This is a genomic window from Salinimicrobium catena (genome assembly GCF_900102915.1).
Lineage (GTDB): Bacteria > Bacteroidota > Bacteroidia > Flavobacteriales > Flavobacteriaceae > Salinimicrobium > Salinimicrobium catena.
The window spans coordinates 88,053-108,721 of record NZ_FNGG01000007.1 but is presented as its reverse complement, the minus strand read 5'-3'; the positions used below and the strand labels follow the sequence as shown (position 1 = coordinate 108,721).

General features: G+C 44.4%; 10 protein-coding genes. 6 read left to right on the top strand and 4 right to left on the bottom strand.

Annotated elements, in window-relative coordinates:
* The coding region (locus BLS64_RS12490; RefSeq protein WP_305367225.1) for a LamG-like jellyroll fold domain-containing protein at positions 1-5,136 on the top strand (5,136 nt) is incomplete at its 5' end.
* A gap of 306 nt (positions 5,137-5,442) precedes the next feature.
* The gene (locus BLS64_RS12485; RefSeq protein ID WP_176763479.1) at positions 5,443-12,237 is read left to right on the top strand and encodes a LamG-like jellyroll fold domain-containing protein; all 6,795 of its coding nucleotides are present in this window, start codon (positions 5,443-5,445) and stop codon (positions 12,235-12,237) included.
* Between the two features lie 58 nt (positions 12,238-12,295).
* Here the strand turns inward: BLS64_RS12485 and rsmG are convergent, their stop codons facing one another.
* Positions 12,296-12,925: a 16S rRNA (guanine(527)-N(7))-methyltransferase RsmG gene (rsmG, locus tag BLS64_RS12480; RefSeq protein WP_093113797.1), complete on the bottom strand. Its 630-nt coding sequence runs from the start codon at positions 12,923-12,925 to the stop codon at positions 12,296-12,298.
* A gap of 110 nt (positions 12,926-13,035) precedes the next feature.
* On the opposite strand from rsmG, the gene BLS64_RS12475 reads away from it, so the two are divergent.
* Positions 13,036-14,136, top strand: a complete 1,101-nt coding sequence (locus tag BLS64_RS12475) for a fatty acid desaturase family protein (RefSeq protein ID WP_093113798.1) — start codon at positions 13,036-13,038, stop codon at positions 14,134-14,136.
* A gap of 22 nt (positions 14,137-14,158) precedes the next feature.
* Positions 14,159-15,349 carry a pyridoxal phosphate-dependent aminotransferase gene (locus tag BLS64_RS12470; RefSeq protein WP_093113799.1) on the top strand — a complete coding sequence of 397 codons (1,191 nt, stop codon included), beginning with the start codon at positions 14,159-14,161 and terminating at the stop codon, positions 15,347-15,349.
* Positions 15,350-15,511: 162 nt separating this feature from the next.
* Here BLS64_RS12470 and BLS64_RS12465 read toward each other — a convergent pair whose 3' ends face one another.
* Together BLS64_RS12465 and trkA are read right to left on the bottom strand one after the other, a co-directional pair.
* Positions 15,512-17,008 carry a TrkH family potassium uptake protein gene (locus BLS64_RS12465; RefSeq protein ID WP_093113800.1) on the bottom strand — a complete coding sequence of 499 codons (1,497 nt, stop codon included), beginning with the start codon at positions 17,006-17,008 and terminating at the stop codon, positions 15,512-15,514.
* Positions 17,008-18,357: a Trk system potassium transporter TrkA gene (gene trkA / locus BLS64_RS12460; RefSeq protein WP_093113897.1), complete on the bottom strand. Its 1,350-nt coding sequence runs from the start codon at positions 18,355-18,357 to the stop codon at positions 17,008-17,010. The genes BLS64_RS12465 and trkA overlap by 1 nt, the downstream gene beginning before the upstream one ends.
* 131 nt (positions 18,358-18,488) lie before the next feature.
* Here trkA and ubiE point away from each other — a divergent pair, with 131 nt between their 5' ends.
* Together ubiE and porT are read left to right on the top strand one after the other, a co-directional pair.
* A complete protein-coding gene (gene ubiE, locus BLS64_RS12455) occupies positions 18,489-19,217 on the top strand; it encodes a bifunctional demethylmenaquinone methyltransferase/2-methoxy-6-polyprenyl-1,4-benzoquinol methylase UbiE (RefSeq protein ID WP_093113801.1) in 729 nt (242 codons plus the stop codon).
* 4 nt (positions 19,218-19,221) lie between these two features.
* On the top strand, positions 19,222-19,932 hold the full coding sequence (gene porT / locus BLS64_RS12450) for a type IX secretion/gliding motility protein PorT/SprT (protein WP_093113802.1): 711 nt from the start codon (positions 19,222-19,224) through the stop codon (positions 19,930-19,932).
* Here the strand turns inward: porT and BLS64_RS12445 are convergent.
* Positions 19,919-20,662: a TrmH family RNA methyltransferase gene (locus tag BLS64_RS12445; protein WP_093113803.1), complete on the bottom strand. Its 744-nt coding sequence runs from the start codon at positions 20,660-20,662 to the stop codon at positions 19,919-19,921. The genes porT and BLS64_RS12445 overlap by 14 nt on opposite strands.
* Between the last annotated feature and the right edge of the window lie 7 nt (positions 20,663-20,669).

The window sequence follows — 20,669 nt, the reverse complement described above, 5'->3', positions numbered from 1 at the left end:
GACGTGACGGAAGCCTTTACCAGCGCCGATGGCACCGGAGATTGTTTTACGGCTGTTAGTCTGGGTTCTCCTACTTTTTCCGACAATTGTACTACCCCTACGTTGAAAGCTTACGTGAATGGCTACCCCATAAATCCATCCACCCATCTCTTTCCTAAAGGTACTACGACAATTACCTGGGAAGTAACAGATGGAAGCAACAATAAAGCTACGACGATTCAAACAGTAACAGTGCAAGATGATGAGAATCCCGTTATTGAATCTCCTTCTCCGGTTACCGCCTATACGAGTGAGGATGGCACTGGAAATTGTTCAACTACTGCAATGATCGGCTTCCCGGCCATTAAAGACAACTGTAACACCGTAAGCACCAAAGCGTATATTGGAAGTACTGAGATAAACCCGGAACTTTACGAATTTCCCGTCGGCTCCACCACGGTAACCTGGATAGCCAGGGATGCCGGTGGACTTACCAGTAGATCAGACCAGGTGGTTACTGTTATTGATGATGAAGATCCCATACCCAATGACCTTAATACGATAAACTGGGGTTGCTCTTTCACCGTACCCACTCCAACAGCTACAGATAATTGCGATGAAACTTTGACAGTGACCGCGAATCGTTCAACCACATTTGATTCTTCAGGAGTCATTGTTTGGACATTTACCGATGATCGAGGAAATTCCTCTACTGCAGAGCAAACCATTAATATCAACCCTATGACGGCTACGGTTTCCTCTACACGCACCACCGTATATGGTAAAAATGACGGAACAGCCACTGTTAATCTCTCAGGCGGAATTTCACCGTATACCTATGAATGGCGACTCACAGGAAGTCCGACAATAGTTTCAACCGCAAAAGAGGCAACCAATTTAGCAGCAGGAATATATGAAGTAACGGTAATTGATGTAAATGGATGTAAGACCATCGAGCAGGTCGAAGTTATCAGCGCTGTATTACCCGAACACGTTGCTTCTTCAGCTTGTTATGATGTCCACGATTATATACGTACCTCTACTTTTGAGATCGATCTTCCTAATGTAGCCGGAGGTGTGGGAGATCCTCAGAATTTCACTTATGAATGGAATTTCGGTTTAGATGCCAGTCCAAATACTGCCACAGGCCCACAGGAGCATACGGTGACCTGGGAGGCCCAGGGAGACAAGATCGTTTATCTAACAATTACAGATGAGAGCGATTATAAGCAGACTTTTTCTATTCCTCATTATGTAGGGGGATGTTTTGAAGGCTGCGGGGCTACGTCGAACTTTGTAATGGATACGAATAATTTTTTCATTGGAGATGAATTTGGTAATCCTCTAACCGGCGATAATTGCGATTCCGTTACCGACAAATATATGTGGATCGATATCATTAATAATGCAAATGGTTACTCCTTAAGTGCTGAAATGAACTATGCTGTTAATAATGGAACTGAAACTATTACTGGTAAAGCTATAGGTTGTTTTTCAGAAGTTGTGGGTTATGATAACCAGGGGGATCCTGTTTATAACGAAATTCCGACAGGTCTTTTTCGTTTGTTTAAGGTACAGGAAAGCGGAACAGCTACAGATATGATCACCTGGCAGTGTGGTAGTACTTTCAAGGTCGAAGGAATTAATATCCGCTGGACAAATCAGGACACCAGGGGTTGTAATGAAGGAACGAAACCAATGTGCTACGGCCCGGAAACTGAAGTCATTGTCAAGACTCCGCTGGTAGTGGATGCCACACCAGAGGACGTTCTTTGTAAGGAGGAAAGTACAGGAAGCATCACGGTTCATGCGGCAGGTGGGTTAAAGCCTTACCAGTATAGTCTTTTATCTGGACCTGTGACACGCCCCTACCAGGATTCAGAATATTTTTACAATTTACCTGCAGGGGAATACACCTTCAGCGCAAAAGATGCAGATACAATTATAACTACCGGAACAGTCGTTATTTCTGAGCCAGCAACCAAAGTAAGTGCAACTTTAGCCGTTAGCAGTGAAATTACCTGCTATGGAGGCACAGGAACGGCTACGGTAACCCCTTCTGGAGGAGTGAGCCCTTATACTTATTCCTGGAGTTCTGGCCATACCACCGCTACTGCAGACAACCTTTTGGCCGGCATTACCTATACTGTTACTGTGACAGATGCAAATAGCTGTAAAATTACCAAAGAGTTAATTTTGACCCAACCCGCACAATTGACACGTGCGAATGCGGGAATCGATCAGTCTTTTGGCTGCGGAATTACTTCTACAACCCTGGCCGGAAATCTTCCAGCTACAGGTGAAAAAGGAACCTGGTCCCTTGTCTCGGGAACAGGAGGAGCCTTATCATCTACAGACCTGAATGACCCGAATGCTCCTTTTACCGGAGAATCTGGGCAAACCTACGTGTTGCAATGGACGATTTCCAAAACTGACGGCACCTGCCCGAACAGCGATAGGGTTTCCATTACTTTTGCTGAAAAATGCAGCACACTGAATTTTGATGGCATAGATGATCACGTGGTAATGGGAGATCAATACGGGTTTACCAGTACAGACTTTACCCTGGAAGCATGGGTGCGACCGAAATCAGTGAATGGAACCAAGACCATCCTGTCTAAAAGAAATACTGGCAACATGGCTTCAGGGGGATATGACCTGGATATAATTAATGGTGCAGTAAGCTTTCGATGGAATGACAATAAGGTTTATACTACTGCCCAGGTAGGGACTGATCGCTGGTACCATGTAGCGGTTATCTTTAGTGAAGGTATACCCGAAATTTTTGTGGATGGAATATCAATCCCTCTACAATTGGATATAGCGGCTTCCGGAAACCCAAAGGCTATTAATCATCCGTTCATGATAGGAGGTGCCTATTATCAGAATAGTCCTGAACGGCCAAAAAATCTATTCCACGGTTGGATTGAAGAAGTTCGGCTCTGGAAAACCGCTCTTAGTGTGGAACAGTTGCGGTTCATGATGAATCAAAGAGTGGTATCTACAACAAATGCATTGGGAGAAACAGTTGTAAAAGGAGAGGTACTACCAATGGCTGTTCCGGGTGACCTGCTTTGGTCTAATCTTTCGGGGTACTACAGATTGAAGGTATTGGAGATTGATGCAGTGAACGGTACCACGCCCGATTTTGCCAGTAATCCTACCGCGGGTTACCTTCGGAATATTGAAGAGGAACAAGAGAACTCAGCTCCTCTCCCTTATATTTCGGCTCAAGATGGCAACTGGTGGGAAGTGAATTCCTGGCTTTATCCCGATTATTGGGATGCGCCTAACAGCAACGGTATCAATGGCCAAAAAATAGACTGGAACATCGCCCGGGTCGCACATGACCTCAACTCTGGAAATCAAAACATTAAACTCCTGGGACTTATCCTGAAAAACGGAAAACTGGATATGTTGGGGGTAAATCAATCCAGTGTGGGCACGGCAGGAACAGGTAATGGCTTAACTATTACTAAATATCTTGATCTGGATGGATTCATTGACCTCAATGGAGAATCCCAACTGGTACAGCCGCAAGGCAGTATTCTAGATGGTAATGGATATTTGGAAAGGGATCAACAGGGAACCGGAAGCAGTTATAATTATAATTATTTCTCTTCTCCCGTAAGCACTGCGGGTGGTGAACCAAATTCGGGTTACACCATAAGGAGCGTTCTTCGATCGGGTAGCGACCCTGCCAATCCCGGCAACATTAATTTTAATTACCAGTACCATTATGCAGATGGCCCTTTGAGCGATCCTTTAAAGATAAGCTCCTATTGGCTGTATAAATTTCATGGAGTAGCAGGGGAATATAATCAGTGGCATTGGATAGGACCTGATGGCCATCTTCAAGCCGGAGAAGGCTTTACTATGAAAGGTTCCTCTGGTCACCTTGGTATACTTGACCTGCAGAATTATGTTTTTACAGGTATGCCAAACAATGGCCCCATCTCGTTTACAATTGACACCAATGAGAACAGGTTGATCGGCAATCCATATCCTTCAGCTATTGATGCCGATATGTTTATTCAGCAAAACCTGAAGAACAAAAATGAAGAATATGTCTTTAACGGCACTTTATATTTTTGGTCTCATTTTAAAGGAAAGACCCACTATTTGACACGATATGAAGGAGGATACGCCATGTATAACCTTCTGGGGGCTGCCCGGGCTGTTGCTAATGATGCTCGTATTAATGCTACCGGAGAAACAGGAGGTATGGAGCCACGCAGATACATCCCTCCAGGCCAGGCATTTTTTATAAATTCTGCAGAAGATGATCAGGTTCCCAATGAGTCTAATAAACTTCCACTTCCCGTAGGTATGGTAGGAGGCGAAATCCAGTTCAACAATAATCAAAGAGTTTTTCAAAAAGAAGATCCGGCAAAAGCCGTCTTTCATAGCAAAGAAAAACCGAACACACCAGACTCAAAAAATGTTGAAGTGGAAGCTGTTGAGGAGGATAGCCGCAAAAAGATCTGGTTAAAATCCCGGTCTCCTATGGGTTATCACAGACAGTTGTTAGTGGGAGCAGACATTAATGCTACACTCCATTTCGACCCGGGATATGACGCACCTGTACTTGACATAGTTGATGAAGACATTTACTGGGATATGGAACAAATGGAGCTTATCATTCAGGGAGTGCCAGATTTTCATAAAGAGGTAGAACTCCCACTGGGACTTAAAGTGAAACACGAAGGAGACTTTACTATTGGAATAGATAAGCTTGAAAACATTCCAGATGATTTTGCCATACTTTTAAAGGACACCCTGGGGAATGAGCATCATGATCTAAGAAGATCAAATTTTACTTTCACTGCCTCTCCCGGAACCATTAATGGCAGATTTTCAATTGTGTTTCTGAATGAAAAGCAGGATCCAGAAGAAATTCTTGAGGAAGAAAAAACAATTCCCGTCGAGCTATTCTACTCGCGAGAAGATAAAACTGTGAATATTCACAATCCCGACCTTATCCCTTTGGTGCAGGCAGCTCTCTACAACCTGAACGGTCAGCATCTTCGAACTTATGGCTACCTACCTGCGAAAAGAACAGTTCAACTGGCCATACCACAAAAAACTTTGGGAGTGTATATTTTAAGACTTGAAACAGCTCAGGGAATTAAAACCTTAAAATTCCTTATAGACTAAAAATATAACACTCATCCCTTTAAAAGACCACCGGAATTTGATCAGGTGGTCTTTTTGTTTATTTAATTTCCTTTTTTGCGACCCTAATGCAGTAGAAAATCCTGAAAGAATTCTCTGTCAAAAATATCAATTTATACAGTTTTTTCTTACAAAACTTTTTTGGTTCGCATTCTTCTCATCATTTATTCTGCCTGACTTTAGACCTGCTTGATAACTGTTTTATAGAGATTTAGACTAATAATTTTCCGTTAAAAGCCCTAAAATCTCGTTAAAAAGCGTATTTTTGTCGTTAAAATGCATCTGCGTATGGAAAAAATTACTTTACCCGGAAAGATCTGGACTCTCGTTTCGGTTTTTATTTTTTCGACCATCGTTTTTTCAACCGCTTCTACCTCAGATCTGGCTGAATTGACGATCACCGTTGATGATGTTCAGAATGTAAGCTGCCCTGGAGACACTACTGGGGCAATTTCTGTAAACGTTTCTGGCGGAACAGGCATTTATACCTATTCCTGGACCCATACAGATGACGGCACTACCTATGCAGTTAACGAGCCCAATATTACAGGGCTTGGCGCAGGTTCTTATTCAGTTACGGTTACAGATGAAAGCGGTTTGACCGAAACCTCAGAGCCCATTGAAATTACAATAAGTGACATTGAGGCTCCCGTAATTACGGTAACACCCATTACTCAATCTGCAGATCTTGATGAGTGCACAGCGGCGATAACATCTACTACCCTTCAGGATTCCATTTCTGTATCTGACAACTGCAGCGTTGGTGCACCCACTGGTTCGCGCAGCGATGGTCTTGCTTTGTCTGATTCCTACCCGGTAGGAACGACAATTATCACCTGGAATGTAACCGACGCAAACGGAAATCCAGCCGATCCCGTTGACCAGACAATAACTGTTACCGATGACCAGGCTCCTGTTGCAACTGCCGTAACTACCATAACAATTTCGCTGAATGCTTCGGGACAGGCAACGCTTCTACCAGAAGATGTTGATGATGGTTCTCTGGACAATTGTCCTTCCTCTCTTCAGCTATCTCTTAGCCGGTCAACTTTTGATTGTTCTCATTTAGGTACAAATACTATTCAATTGATCGCTTCAGACAACACTAATCCTGACAGTGAGGTGGATGTTGAAGTGATCGTGATCGATGATCTTGCCCCGGTCATCACCGCTGAACCTGTAAACGTTTCCACAGATCCCGGTCAATGCTACGCCACGGTAGCCATGACCGCTTCCGCAGAGGACAATGACACCTGCGGCAGTGTAGATCTCCAGGGGGTGCGCAGCGATGGTCTGCCACTCACCGATACATATCCCGTTGGCCCCACTACCATTACCTGGACGGCAAGAGATTCTTCAAACAATGAAATTTCTGTTGAACAAGTCATCACAGTGACCGATACTGAAAAACCGGTCATAGATTTTGCACCTTCTATCACAAAAGATAATTCTCCCAGAGAGTGTTATGCCTCCGTTGCGATCTATCCTCCCAAGGCAACCGACAATTGCGGAGTAGGTGAGCCTGTCGGAACAAGAAATGACGGTCGTCCGCTATCGGCTACCTATCCGGTGGGAACAACCGTCATCTCCTGGGATGTGACCGATATTCATGGAGTTGCTGCAGAAACTGTAAAACAGGTGATCACAATCGTAGATGCCGAAAAACCCCTCGCACCTACTCTTCCCGATATTGAAACAAGTTGTGAGATCACTCTTACCCCCCCAAAAGGAACAGATAACTGTACGGTAAGCGAAAACATCAAGGTTACCACTTCCGATCCGCTCACCTATAAACCGCAGAACAACATTACTGAACATACTATCACCTGGAGATTTGAAGATGAAAAGGGTAATGTGACCTATGCAGACCAAAAATTGACCATCAACCCCATTATCACAACTCTTACTACCTCTGAGGTTACTTGTAACGGGGGTAACGATGGAACTATAGAAATTGAGGCGGTAGGCGGGGAACCCCCGTATACATTTGCACTTAATAATGACAGTTTTAGCAATACTTCTGTTTTTACTAATCTTACCGCCGGAATTTACAATGTAAAGGTCAAAGACCAGACGGGGTGTATCTGGCAGGAATCTGTGGAGATCGTCGAACCTGATGCTTTGGCATATACTCCTCCAGCTGATGGAATTTACACGACAACCACCGCCGAAAGTTGCTATGGAGCCCAGGACGGTTCAATTCAGTTAAACGGAACTATTACTGGGGGTAACGGCAATTATCAGTACTCAGTTGACAATATCAACTTTAGCAGCAACCCTATAACCGGGCTCAATTCTGGTGAATATGAGGTTTTCGTCCAGGACACCAATGGTTGTAGATTGCCACAGGCGATTCCCGCTGTTGTAGAAGGCCCTGATGAATTAAAGGCCGATATTGAAGTTATTGACGTGAAATGTTATCAGGCCGATTCCGGCGGGATCAAAGTTTCCAATCCTACAGGCGGGAACAGTACTCCTTACAGTTTCAGGATCAACGGAGGTAACTGGCAAACTAATTCTACCCCTACCGGGTATGATTTCAGCGGACTAACGGCCGGAATATATACTGTAGATATGAAAGATGCCAGTGATTGTATCAGAACCCTGGCAACAGTCACTATTACAGAACCAGATATTCTCCTGGCAAATGTTACCACCACAAGGACCACAACCTATGGCTCGGCAACCGGATCTGCTACTGCTTCACCTACAGGAGGAAACGGACTGTACACCTATCAGTGGAAAAATTCGAATGGAGTCCTGGTAGCGACTTCCCAAACCGTCACCGGATTAAAGGCAGGAACTTATGAGGTTACTGTAAGTGATTCTGCAGGATGTAAGGATGTAAGGACCTTCCAGATCTTTGATGCCGTAAAAGCGGAGATCAGTGCGATTTCAGTTTGTATGGAAACCGAAGACACCATTCGCACCTCAACTTTTCAGGTAGACGTAGACCAGACCATGGGAGGTGAGGGAGAGTCTTATGCCTTCACCTATTCGTGGGATTTTGGCGAGGGAGCTTCTTTGCCATCTGGAACTACAGGGATCGGACCCTTTGAAGTGAGTTACCTTTCACCGGGAGATAAGACCATCACCCTTACGGTGACAGACGAAGGAGGCGTAACCAGTGTGCATACATATCAACACTATGTAGGAGAGTGTTTTGAGACCTGTGATTCATCTCAAAACTTCGAGGCCTATAATGACAGTTTTTATATAGGTGATGCTAATGGAGTGAAAATGGGTGCCGATGAATGTGATGACTCTACTCCTATGTACATCTGGTTCATAGTAAAGAAGAGTTCCAATGTTTACAGGCTTTATTCGGAATTCATTTATACTGTTTCAACAGCTTCCTCTACAAAACAGTACAAAGCCACTAACTGTTTTGCAAATTTAGATAGCAACGGTGTTCCTATCCAGCTTAAACCAGAAGATAAAGTCCGCCTTAATGAAATTGGCCCCGGCGAAAACCAGATCAACTGGAAATGTGACGAGGTCCTGAATTTGATCCATATCACTTATAAATGGACTAACAACACCAGTAAAGCTTGTGGTGATACAGAGCGAAATATGTGTGCATCAAGCAATGAAACCATCCCGGTAGCCACTCCTATTAGAGCATACGCCGAAACCACCAATACCTGTTACGGGGTAGATGAGGGTTCAATTATTCTGTATGCCTTTGGAGGAACCGGAGAATTTGATTTTCAAGCGGTGAATACTGTTACCAATGACACCATAACTTCAACAATAAATGTTTTCAATGACCTTCCTGCAGGAAATTACACTGTTACCGTCACCGATAAAAAGGACGTAGCTGAAGAACTGGGGCAGGAGAAGAACAGCTATGTAATCTATGATGTTATCATTGAAGAACCGGAAGAAGCTCTTGTAGCAACAGTAGATAGCGGCAACGTATCCTGTTATGGGAACCAGGACGGCTGGGCCGAGGTAACTTCGGTTACCGGCGGCGTTCCGGGCTACACCTATCTCTGGAACGACCCGGGACTTCAGAAAACACCAAGGGCCAAAGACCTGGGACCCGGCACATATACCGTGACCATCACCGATACCTGGGGCTGTACCACGATGGAAACCATCACCATCACCCAACCTCCAGCCTTGACAAAAGCCAATGCCGGGCCAGATCAAACCAAATGCGGGTTCACTTCTACCAACCTGGAAGCAAACACTGCGCTCCCAGGAAACGGAAGATGGGAAATCATCTATCAACCGACCGGCACCTTACCTGTTATCACTGATCCAACAGATCCTAACTCCGAGTTCACGGCTACCGAAGGAAAATATGAACTTTCCTGGACAATCTCTAACGCTGATGGCAGTTGTTTCTCGACAGACAATGTCACGATCAACATAATTGAGAACTGCAACTTCCTGGATTTTGACGGTCTCGATGATTACGTCGATATGGGAACCGAATCCTATAATTTCAACACTGGAGCCTTTTCTATCGAAGCCTGGGTAAAACTTAAAACCACCGCCGGGACAAGATCAATATTGTCAAAAAAAGACCTTTCAGGAGCTGCCGGGGCAGGTTATGAACTGGTTATAACCTCCGGCGGGGTCCCTACGTTCAAGACCGGCTCTGTGAGCATTTTCCCTAATTCATCAGTGCCACTAAATACTCAGCGTTGGTACCATATTGCAGTGAGCTATGACGGTACTACGGCAAAATTATACGTGGACGGAATACAGGTGAATAGCCTTACCACCTCCAATCCCTCGCCGTCTTCTGCTCCTTTCATAGTGGGAGCCACTTATGATAGCGCATCTTTACGCCTTACCAAACCTACCACCCATTTTAATGGCTGGATCGAAGAGGTTCGTTTATGGAATACAGCGCTCACAGCTGAACAGCTCCGGTTCATGATGAACCAAAGGCTGGAAAAGAATACAGCTGCAGATGGTACGGTAATGATCAAAGGTACCGAGCTGCCCATGGATGTTCCGGGATCCTTACAGTGGAGCGATCTCGCCGGATATTACCAGTTGCTGGCCCTGGAGGCAGCCGATGGAAACGGTACTACTGTAGACCTTTCTGACACCCCGGTACCGGGTGTGCTGAAAAACATCACAACCTTTCAGGAAAATACAGCCCCACTTCCATACGTTTCAAAAAGAGACGGAAACTGGAGAGATATCGAAGCTTCCACCACCCCCTGGTTGTACGGCCGCGGAAAATGGGATGCTCCAAACAGTTTAGGGATAAATCAGCAACCTATCGATTGGAATATTGTGAGAACCTCTCATAATCTCATTTCCGGAAACAAAAATATTACGGTACTGGGGCTCCTTTCAGAAGAAAGACTTGCTACTGATGGAACGTTAGCCAGCAGCCTTTCTGTATTTGACCCTAACCACCCGTTGGATGAGTACAATCCGGGGCATGCTCTAAGGGTTACTCACTATTTGAAACTAAACGGTTTCCTTAACCTGGTGGGGGAATCACAGTTGTTGCAGAACGAAGGCAGTATTCTGGAAGAAAGCAGTACCGGTTTTTTGGAGCGCGATCAACAGGGTACAGCGAGCAGTTTTAACTACAATTACTGGTCATCGCCGGTAAGTCCTCGAGGCAGCGCAAATAATTCTCCATATACCATAGAAGGGGTTTTAAGGGATGGAACAGATCCTGCCAACCCGGGAGCTTTGAACTTCAACTATCAGTATCATTGGGCAGACGGTAGTTATACCGGGGCCAAAAGAATAAGTACCTACTGGCTTTATACCTATACTAACTTTACCAGTAACACCTACTCTGAATGGCATTATGTTGGAAAGGATGGTGAAATCAAGGCCGGAGAAGGGTATACCATGAAGGGCACTTCAGGTTCGGCTGCCATAAAGGATCGCCAGAATTATACCTTTACCGGTAAACCCAATAACGGAACCATTACACATGTTGTTTCACCGGGCAATGATTACCTGGTTGGAAATCCATACCCTTCAGCCATTGACAGCTGGGAGTTTATCCGGGATAATATCAAAGACGGTGGTAACCGAACAGAGAATGTGTTCAACGGAACGCTTTATTTTTGGGATCATTTCTCCGGAAGAACGCATTATTTAAAACGATACATTGGAGGTTATGCCACCCTGAACCTAGCAGGTGGCATCGAAGCTATTGCAACCGATGAGCGAATAAATGCAACCGGAGAACATGCCGATAAGGCCCTGAATCCAAGACGTTATATTCCCGTAGGGCAGGCATTTTATGTAAGCACTCAGGTAGATCAGGCATTGTCAGGTATAGCCGAAGTGTCGGGTGGAGAGATCATGTTCAAAAACAGTCAGCGAGCTTTTGAGACCGAGCATCAGGTAGATGACGAATCTATCTTCAAATCAAAAGAAGAAAAGCAGGCTCAAAAACAACAGTCAGACCAGAGATCAAAGATCTATTTGAGATACAGCTCTCCTGAAGGTTTCCACAGGCAGATCCTGGTCACTCAGGATGAGAATACCACCTCGGGCTTTGACCTGGGATATGATGCTCCTTTGATTGAAAATATCGATGAGGATATGTACTGGTTAATACATGATGTAGGTTTCGTCATTCAGGGAGTGCCCGATTTTGGAAATGAAAGGGAACTGCCTCTTACTGTAAAACTTCATAAAGAAGGAGAGTTCACTATTGCCATAGATAAGCTGGAGAACATTCCTGCTGACTTCCAGATCCATCTGAAGGATACCCTCACAAAGACCACACACGATCTGAGAAAATCTGCATTTAAGATGACTGAAGTGGCCGGGTCAATAGAAGGAAGATTCAGACTAGTTTTCCCGAACGTTGTAGATCCGGAAGAAACTCCTTCCTTAGAGAAAACCTCTCTTACTTCTTACTACTCAAGCAAGGAAAGTAAAGTGTCTATCGAAAACCCGTATCTCATCCCAATTCTGGGAGCGACCATGTATAACATCAACGGCCAAAAACTTGAGGAATACAATGACATTCCTCTGGAAAAGTTGATCGAACTCCCAGTGGAAAGAAGAGCCTCTGGTGTTTACATCTTAAAACTTCAAATGGAGAACGAAAGTAAGTCTATAAAGTTTATTGTGGAGTGATTGTTAGTTAGTGCATTTTAATAAGTTCTAAAAAAAATAAAGCCTGATTTCTCAGGCTTTATTTTTTGTATTTCATGGGCAAATGCACCACTTTTTTGGTTTCGAAAAAATCCTCTTCAAAATAATCCTGAAGCTCATAGATAGTAGCTTTGGGGTAGTCCTGCAGTTCTTCAGAAAGGTCTCCACCCTTAAGGTAAAGTATTCCATTCTTTAGTTCATGTTTGCTTTCCTTGGCTATCTTCCCCTGTACCCAGTGAACAAAGGTTGGCATCGCAGCCACTGCCCGACTCACTATGAAGTCAAATTTTCCGTCGATCTCCTCTACTCTCGCATTTGTCGTAACCACATTTTGGAGGCCAAGACCTTCAGAAACCTCATTTACTACCTTGATCTTTTTCCCGATACTGTCTACCAGCCTGAAATTTACTTCAGGAAAAAGTATCGCCAGGGGAATACCCGGAAAACCGCCGCCGGTACCCACATCAAGAATAGAAGCTCCTTTTTTAAAAGTCTGCACCTTTGCGATCCCTAAAGAATGCAGTACATGCCGCAGGTACAATTCGTCAACATCCTTTCGAGAAACCACATTGATCTTGCTGTTCCAGTCCTTGTAAAGATCCTGGAGCGCAGCGAATTTCTCCTTTTGATCTGGAGTAATTTCGGGGAAATACTTTTGAATTAATTCCAATTTTTACAATTTTTAGCAAAAGTAATTAATTTGAGGCAGTTAATTATGACCTTATATATGCGGAAAGGATTTTTATACTTTACCTTTGTATTCAATTTTTAGACAATTTAATGAACAATAACAGCGTACGTTTTTCCCGAACAGATTCAGCAAAATTTTTCAGAACGTTGAATAAAAGGGTCAATTCATATTTTAAGGAGAATAATCTATCCAAAACCGGCAACTGGAGACTTCATGTAAAAGCCGTGGTCATGTTCTCTCTTTTTCTTTCTCCTTACTTCCTCATTCTTAGTCTTGACATTTCACAGTGGTGGATGTTATTATTAACTGTAGTTATGGGCGTGGGAATGGCCGGTGTTGGAATGAACATCATGCACGACGGGAACCACGGCTCCTACTCCTCTGTCAAATGGGTGAATAAATTCATGGGCGGCACTATCTACATCCTGGCGGGAAATGTTTACAACTGGCAGGTACAGCATAACGTGCTGCACCACACATATACCAACATTCACGGGCATGACGAAGATTTGGAAGCCGGACGGATCATTCGATTTTCAGAACATTCTAAGTGGTACCGTTTTCATCGTTTTCAGCAGTATTATTCGGTTTTTCTTTACGGACTGCTCACCTTTAACTGGGCGCTGACCACAGATTTTACCCAGACCAAACGTTACCTGGCCAGGCAGCTTTCCTACGGAAAAATGCCAAGTCCGGTAAAACAATGGAGCCTGTTGGCCATCACAAAACTTATCTATGTTTCTATTTGGATCGTGATCCCAATTTTCTTCGTGCCTGTAGCCTGGTGGAAGATCCTTATCGGATTTTTTGTGATGCACTACACTGCCGGATTGATCCTAAGTATTGTGTTTCAGCTGGCCCATGTAGTGGAAAAGACCGAAATGCCCTTACCCGATGATACCGGCTCCATGAAGAATACCTGGGCTATCCATCAGCTATTTACCACGGTCAATTTTTCTACAAAGAACAAGATCGTTAACTGGTTCACCGGAGGACTGAATCACCAGGTGGAACACCATATTTTTCCGAATATTAGCCACATACATTATAGTAATATCTCCAAAATAGTGAAGGAAACGGCAAAGGAATGCCAGTTGCCTTACAACGAATATAAAACTACCAGGGCTGCTATTGCTGCACACTTCAGGCACCTAAAGGAAATGGGTGCAAAACCGGCAGTTTCAGCCTAACCTAAATCAAAAATTCACTTGCATGTATAATCTATCCAACCGCATCAAGAGCATGTCTACCTCCCAAACTTTGGCCATGGCCGCAAAGTCAAGGGAATTAAAGGCAGAAGGAAAAGATATTATCGGCCTGAGCCTGGGCGAACCCGATTTCAATACTCCGGATTTCATTAAGGAGGCCGCCATTAGAGCCATTAATGAGAATTATAATTCGTACACGCCGGTAGACGGTTATGTGGAGCTAAAGGATGCCATCATCACCAAGTTCAAAAGAGATAATGGCCTAACCTATGATCGCTCACAAATAGTGGTTTCCACGGGAGCCAAGCAATCTTTGGCCAATGTAGCCATGGTGATGCTCAACCCGGGTGACGAGGTCATTTTGCCATGTCCATACTGGGTGAGTTATGCAGAGATCGTAAAACTCGCAGAAGGTGTTCCTGTTGAAGTGCCTACCACCGTAGAGACCAACTTCAAAATGACTCCTGAGCAGCTTGAAAAAGCCATCACTCCAAAAACGAAAATGCTTTGGTACAGTTCTCCCTGCAACCCCAGCGGGATGGTGTACAGCAAAGAAGAACTACGTGCTTTGGCCGATGTTCTGGTAAAATATCCCGATATCGTTGTGGTGAGCGACGAGATCTACGAGCACATTAATTTTGTGGGAGAGCACGCCTCTATGGCCCAGTTTGAAGACATGTATGATCGCGTGGTGACCGTGAACGGGGTGAGCAAGGCCTTTGCCATGACCGGTTGGAGGATTGGTTATATTGGCGCGCCTGCGGAAATTGCCCGTGCCTGCAACAAAATGCAGGGGCAAATCACCAGTGGCGCAAACTGTATCGCACAAAGAGCGGTGATCACTGCTCTGGAAGCTCCTGTGAGTGAGATTCAGTATATGATAGATCGTTTCAAAAGCCGAAGAAAACTGATCATTGACCTGCTTAGTGAAATCCCCGGATTTGTGATCACCGAGCCGGAAGGTGCCTTTTATGTATTCCCAGATGTATCTGAATTTTTCGGAAGGACCATCAAAGGTCACAAAATAAATGACGCTACAGATTTTTCAATGTTCCTGCTGGAAGAAGCCCTGGTGGCTACTGTAACCGGTGACGCTTTTGGAAGCCCTAACTGCATCAGGCTCTCATACGCAGCAAGTGAAGCTGAAATTGAAGAAGCCATGAAGCGCATCAAAAATGCAGTTTCTGAAGCCTAATTTTTTTGAATAAAAACTGAAATCCCCATTCTCGCGAATGGGGATTTTTTTTTAATAAATTTTCAGTATTACATCAAAAAAAGGCCTTTTAGAACCTCCTCTTTCAAAAGATTAGATATTAATTCCATTTTCTCTGCCCTCTGTCCTCTATCTACTAAAAACCTACCTTCTTCTCCAGAAGAAAGGCGTTAGTAGGATCAATACGGTGAACAGTTCAAGCCTTCCTATCAGCATTAGGAAAGCGCACCACCACTTCCCGGCAAAAGGCAGGGCATCATAGTTGTTTACCGGCCCTAAAAATCCAAAGGCAGGACCAATATTCCCAAGGGAGGAAGCCGCTCCCCCAATGGCCGTTTCAAAATCCAGCCCCATTGAGGCCAGCACCACGGCGCCAATGATAAAAGAGAGCATATAAAGTATAAAGAATCCCAGGATGTTGAAAACGATCTTTTTGCTGATGCTTTTTCCATTGTAATGCACCGGCAGCACCGCGTTTGGGTGCAGAGTTCTCTTGAACTCGATAAGTCCGTTCCTGATCATGATCACGTGACGCATCACTTTCACACCTCCTGCCGTTGACCCGGCAGAACCTCCCAGGAAGAACATCCCGAAAAAGAAGACCGTTAAAAACGGTGTCCACATGGTATAATCAGCCGAAACGAATCCGGTTGTGGTCACCACCGCCAGCACCTGGAAAAGAGCGTGCCGCAAGGCACTTTCAGATTCTCCGTAAACCATTGGATGGTCAATTGAAGACACTCCAGGGTCGGCCCTAAAGATGATGATCAACGTGGCCACTATGGTAAACCCGATGATAAAATAGCTGTACCACTTGAACTCTTCATCCCCTATCACCTTTCTAAATTTACCTTTAAAACCAAAATAACTGATCACGAAGTTGGTTCCTGCCAGGAACATGAAAAGTATGACTATATACTGTATCAGCGGATTATCATTCCAATAGGCAAGGCTGGCATTTTTAGTTGAAAAACCTCCGGTAGACATAGTGCTCAGCGCATGGTTGGCAGCATCAAAGAGCCCCATTCCGGCCAGTTTTAAAAGTACTGTTTCAGCAAAAGTAAGTCCTACATAAATGAACCAAAGTCGTTTAGCAGTATCTGTAATTCGGGGTTTTAATTTATCTGCGCTGGGGCCGGGAGCTTCCGCAGCAAATAACTGCATTCCTCCAATTCCCAGTAATGGCAGAATGGCAATTGCCAATACGATGATCCCCATCCCGCCTATCCAGTGGGTAAGACTTCGCCAAAAAAGGATACCTTTTGGAATGGATTCTATATCATTGAGAATGGTGGCACCAGTGGTTGTGTAACCAGACATGGTCTCAAAAAAAGCATTGGTAAATAAAGGAATGCTTTCGCTCAGCACGTAGGGTAGTGTCCCGCTAAGGGCCATAAGCACCCAGCCAAAGGTAACGATCAGGTATCCGTCGCGTTTCTTGATCTCCCGTCTGTGTCCTTTGGTAAAGAACATCAGTAAAACCCCGGTAATGACCGTTATTAACGCAGCGGTAAAGATCTCCAGAGCCACCCCATCCTCGTAATACATGCTAACTACTGAAGCTGTAAACATAAAACCGCCATTGCACACCAACAGCAGCCCCATGATATGACTTATGATGGGCTTATTGAGTCGTGGCATTACAGGAACATTTTTTCAACCTTACTAATCGAGTGCGGCAGGCAGCAAATCACGGCCCTGTCTCCGGGTCTTATCTTGAAGTCCCCAAGGGCGATCTGCCCCACTCCTTCCCTGATGATCCCGCCAATAATGGCCGATCGTGGAAAATCCAGGTCCACGATCCTTTTATTGGCAACCCTTGAAGAAGGCTTAACAATGAACTCCAGCAGCTCGGCATCCATATTGTTGAGCCTGGTCATGGCCACAACTTCCCCTTTTCTGATATACCTGAAGATATTGTTCGCTGCCAAAAGCTTTTTATTGATGAGCGTATCAATACCAATAGAATGGCTCAACTGGAAGTAATCCATGTTCTCCACCAGGGCAATGGTACGTTTTACGTTCTTGGACTTGGCCACAAGACAGGTCATGATGTTGGTTTCAGAATTTCCCGTAACCGCGATAAAGGCATCCATATCCTGAATGCTTTCCTCCTCCAGCAGTTCCACATTCCTTCCGTCACCGTGAATGATGAGTGCCTTTGGCAGTTCATCTGCCAGGTCAAAAGCGGTCTTTTTATCGCTTTCAATAAGCTTGATGTTCAATTTTTTCTTGCAGAGGTCATAGCTGGTCTTACGACCAATTTTACTTCCTCCCAGTATCATGACATTTTTAATGTCGTGCCTCTTCTTTCCGGTAAGTTTATAAAGGTCGTTCACCCCACCTTTGGTGGTGATAAAATACACCTGATCGCCTTCTCTAAAATAGGTATTTCCTCGGGGAATGATAGTATCCTGACTCGCCTTGCGCTGCATGGCTATAGGCATAAAATGTATGCCCGGGAATATCTTTGCCGTTTCTTTAACCGTTTTTCCAACGAATGCAGCCGAATCTGATAGTCCAAGACCAACCATAGTAAGTGCTCCGTTCTCGAATTCGTAACTGTCATTAAAAGCAGACTGGTTTAGCAGCAATTCGATCTCCCGCGCCGCCAGGGCTTCAGGAGAAATAAGTTCATCGATCCCAAACTGCACAAAGCCTATCTCATCCTTATTTTCTAAAAATTCGGTATTGGCGATCCGCGCGATGGTACGTTTAGCCCCCAACTGTTTTGCCAGCACACAGACAGTAATATTGGTGGTCTCGCTGCTGGTCACCCCTATCACCAGATCTACATTTTTAACCTGCGCATCCTTAAGAACAGCGATAGAGGTCGCATCTCCACGCATGGTACGTATATCGAGGTGTGTATCGGCGTATAGAAGATTATCCCTGTCGATATCAATTAAAGTAATGTCCTGTGATTCGTAAGACAATAGTTTCGCTAAATGGAATCCTACTTCACCGGCACCGGCAATAATTATCTTCATAAGGGGGATGAATTTTTCAAAGAGATACAAAGTTAAGGTATTTACTTAAACCAAAAGAAAGTATGGCTCAAGTATTTAGCTTCCGTAGAGAAAATGCCCTATAATCTCGTATCTTTGGCAAAAATCTCGAAATGTCTAAAAAGATCACTCCTTATAAAGATTCTGACCTGAACAAGAAAAAGCAGGTAGAACAAATGTTCGACACTATTTCCACGAATTACGACGGTCTTAACCGTGTAATTTCTTTTGGCATTGATGTGAAATGGCGAAAAAAAGTGGTCAAACTGGTGGGCAGCACAAATCCTAATTCTGTACTGGACATCGCTACCGGAACGGGCGACCTGGCGATAAGTCTTGCAGGCACGGGGGCTTCACAGGTGATAGGACTTGATCTTTCTGAAGGCATGCTGGCGGTAGGCCGAAAAAAGATCGCCGAAAAAGGCCTTTCTGAAAGAATAGAAATGGTCCAGGGAGATTCTGAAGCGCTTCCTTTTGAAGACAACAGCTTTGATGCCATCACCGTGGCCTTTGGGGTAAGGAATTTTGAAGATCTTGAGAAAGGTTTATCTGAAATTCACCGAATCCTGAAGCCGGGTGGCATTTTCGTTGTTTTGGAAACCTCTGTACCCACTAAATTTCCATTCAAGCAAGGTTACCATTTCTACACAAAGAACCTTTTGCCGGTAATTGGCAAGCTGTTCTCAAAAGATAAAGTTGCCTATTCCTATCTTAGTGAAAGCGCGGCAGCTTTTCCTTATGGTGAGAACTTCAACAATATTTTGCGCAAAACAGGGTTTATTAATGTAGAAGACAAACCCCAAACCATGGGAGTAGCAACTATATATACCGCGTCAAAATAAATCTATGAGGTTATATCTGACATTTGCATTCGTGCTTTTTGGCGTAATCACTGCGCATGCCCAGATATTTACCCCTAATGATAAAGTGGATAACAACCCCACTTTTGACAAACAACGCTGGTCGTGGGGTTATTTTCTTGGTTTCAACAACTACGATCTCAATTTCGATTATATAAAGTATGTGCCGAGTGAGGCTACGGGTAAGGATTTTGAAGTGGACAGGACCATTGGGTTCAACGTTGGTTTGATCGGGAACATGAGGATCAATGAACATCTTGACCTGCGCCTGGAGCCGGGTGTGGCTTTTAGCCGGATCAATTTCCAGTTCTACAAAGCAGAGCCTGATTCTTTCAGGGAGATCAATAACACCTACGTTCACATTCCGCTGCTTCTAAAGTTTTCCACCACCAGGATCAACAACTTTAAACCTTTTGTAGTTGGCGGACTTTCTACCTCAATCAACCTCTCCAGCAACGAGAATAATCCCGATGACAACTACAACGGGCAGTTCAGAATGAAAACCAACGCCTACTATTATGAAATAGGCTTCGGGATAGATCTCTATATGTATTATTTCAAATTCACCCCTTCAATTAGAGGAGTATTTGGGCTGAGTGATGAAATAGTTCGCGACGACACTCCAAACAGTCATTATACCAGTAATATTGATAAAATGTCCACCAGAGCCATTTTTATCAACTTTACTTTCCAGTAAGATCCCTTCTTCTGAATTCGCTTAAGAAAATAGCCGTGGCTGTGGCCACGTTAAGGCTTTCTGTCTTTTGCAGGGCTCCCAGCTGCGGAATGAGCAGTTTTTGAGTCACATAGGATTCAACGTCCGAAGAGATCCCGTTCGCTTCATTACCCATCACAATGATTCCCCTTGCATCCAGCTCACGAGAATAAAGATTTTCACCTTCCAAAAATGCCCCGTAGACCGGCATTTTTCCCTGAATTTTTTTTAAGAAATCAGGCAGAGACAGGTAATTCACGTTTACCCTTGCAATAGATCCCATGGTTGCCTGGACCACTTTTGGGTTATAACAATCCACCGTTCCCTCAGAACAAACCAGCTCATTTACCCCAAACCAGTCACACATCCTTATGATGGTTCCCAGGTTTCCCGGGTCCTGCACATTATCAAGCGCGACGATCAGCCCTTCCGCTTCAGGCGCTGTTGGCTGCGGAATATGGAAAACCGCCAGCGCGGTTTGCGGAGTGCTGAGATTGCTGATCTTTTTAAGCTCGGCCTCCTCTATAAAATGCGTTTTGGCCCTTTCGGCATCAAAAATATCTTCCGTAGTGAACAGGGAATGCAACTGTAACGAGGAGTCGAGCAGTTCAAAAATGCCTTTTTTACCCTCTACTGTGAACAGCCCGTGCTTGCGCCTGTACTTTTTTTGGGCCAGACTGTTTATAAGTTTAATTTGGCTTTTGCTAAACATACCAAAG

Bases quoted from the DNA above. Each gene is read 5' to 3' on its own strand.
- BLS64_RS12485 (WP_176763479.1), top strand. From the start codon at position 5,443: ATGGAAAAAATTACTTTACCCGGAAAGATCTGGACTCTCGTTTCGGTT.
- BLS64_RS12475 (WP_093113798.1), top strand. From the start codon at position 13,036: ATGAACAATAACAGCGTACGTTTTTCCCGAACAGATTCAGCAAAATTT.
- BLS64_RS12470 (WP_093113799.1), top strand. From the start codon at position 14,159: ATGTATAATCTATCCAACCGCATCAAGAGCATGTCTACCTCCCAAACT.
- BLS64_RS12465 (WP_093113800.1), bottom strand. From the start codon at position 17,008: ATGCCACGACTCAATAAGCCCATCATAAGTCATATCATGGGGCTGCTG.
- trkA (WP_093113897.1), bottom strand. From the start codon at position 18,357: ATGAAGATAATTATTGCCGGTGCCGGTGAAGTAGGATTCCATTTAGCG.
- ubiE (WP_093113801.1), top strand. From the start codon at position 18,489: ATGTCTAAAAAGATCACTCCTTATAAAGATTCTGACCTGAACAAGAAA.
- porT (WP_093113802.1), top strand. From the start codon at position 19,222: ATGAGGTTATATCTGACATTTGCATTCGTGCTTTTTGGCGTAATCACT.
- BLS64_RS12445 (WP_093113803.1), bottom strand. From the start codon at position 20,662: ATGTTTAGCAAAAGCCAAATTAAACTTATAAACAGTCTGGCCCAAAAA.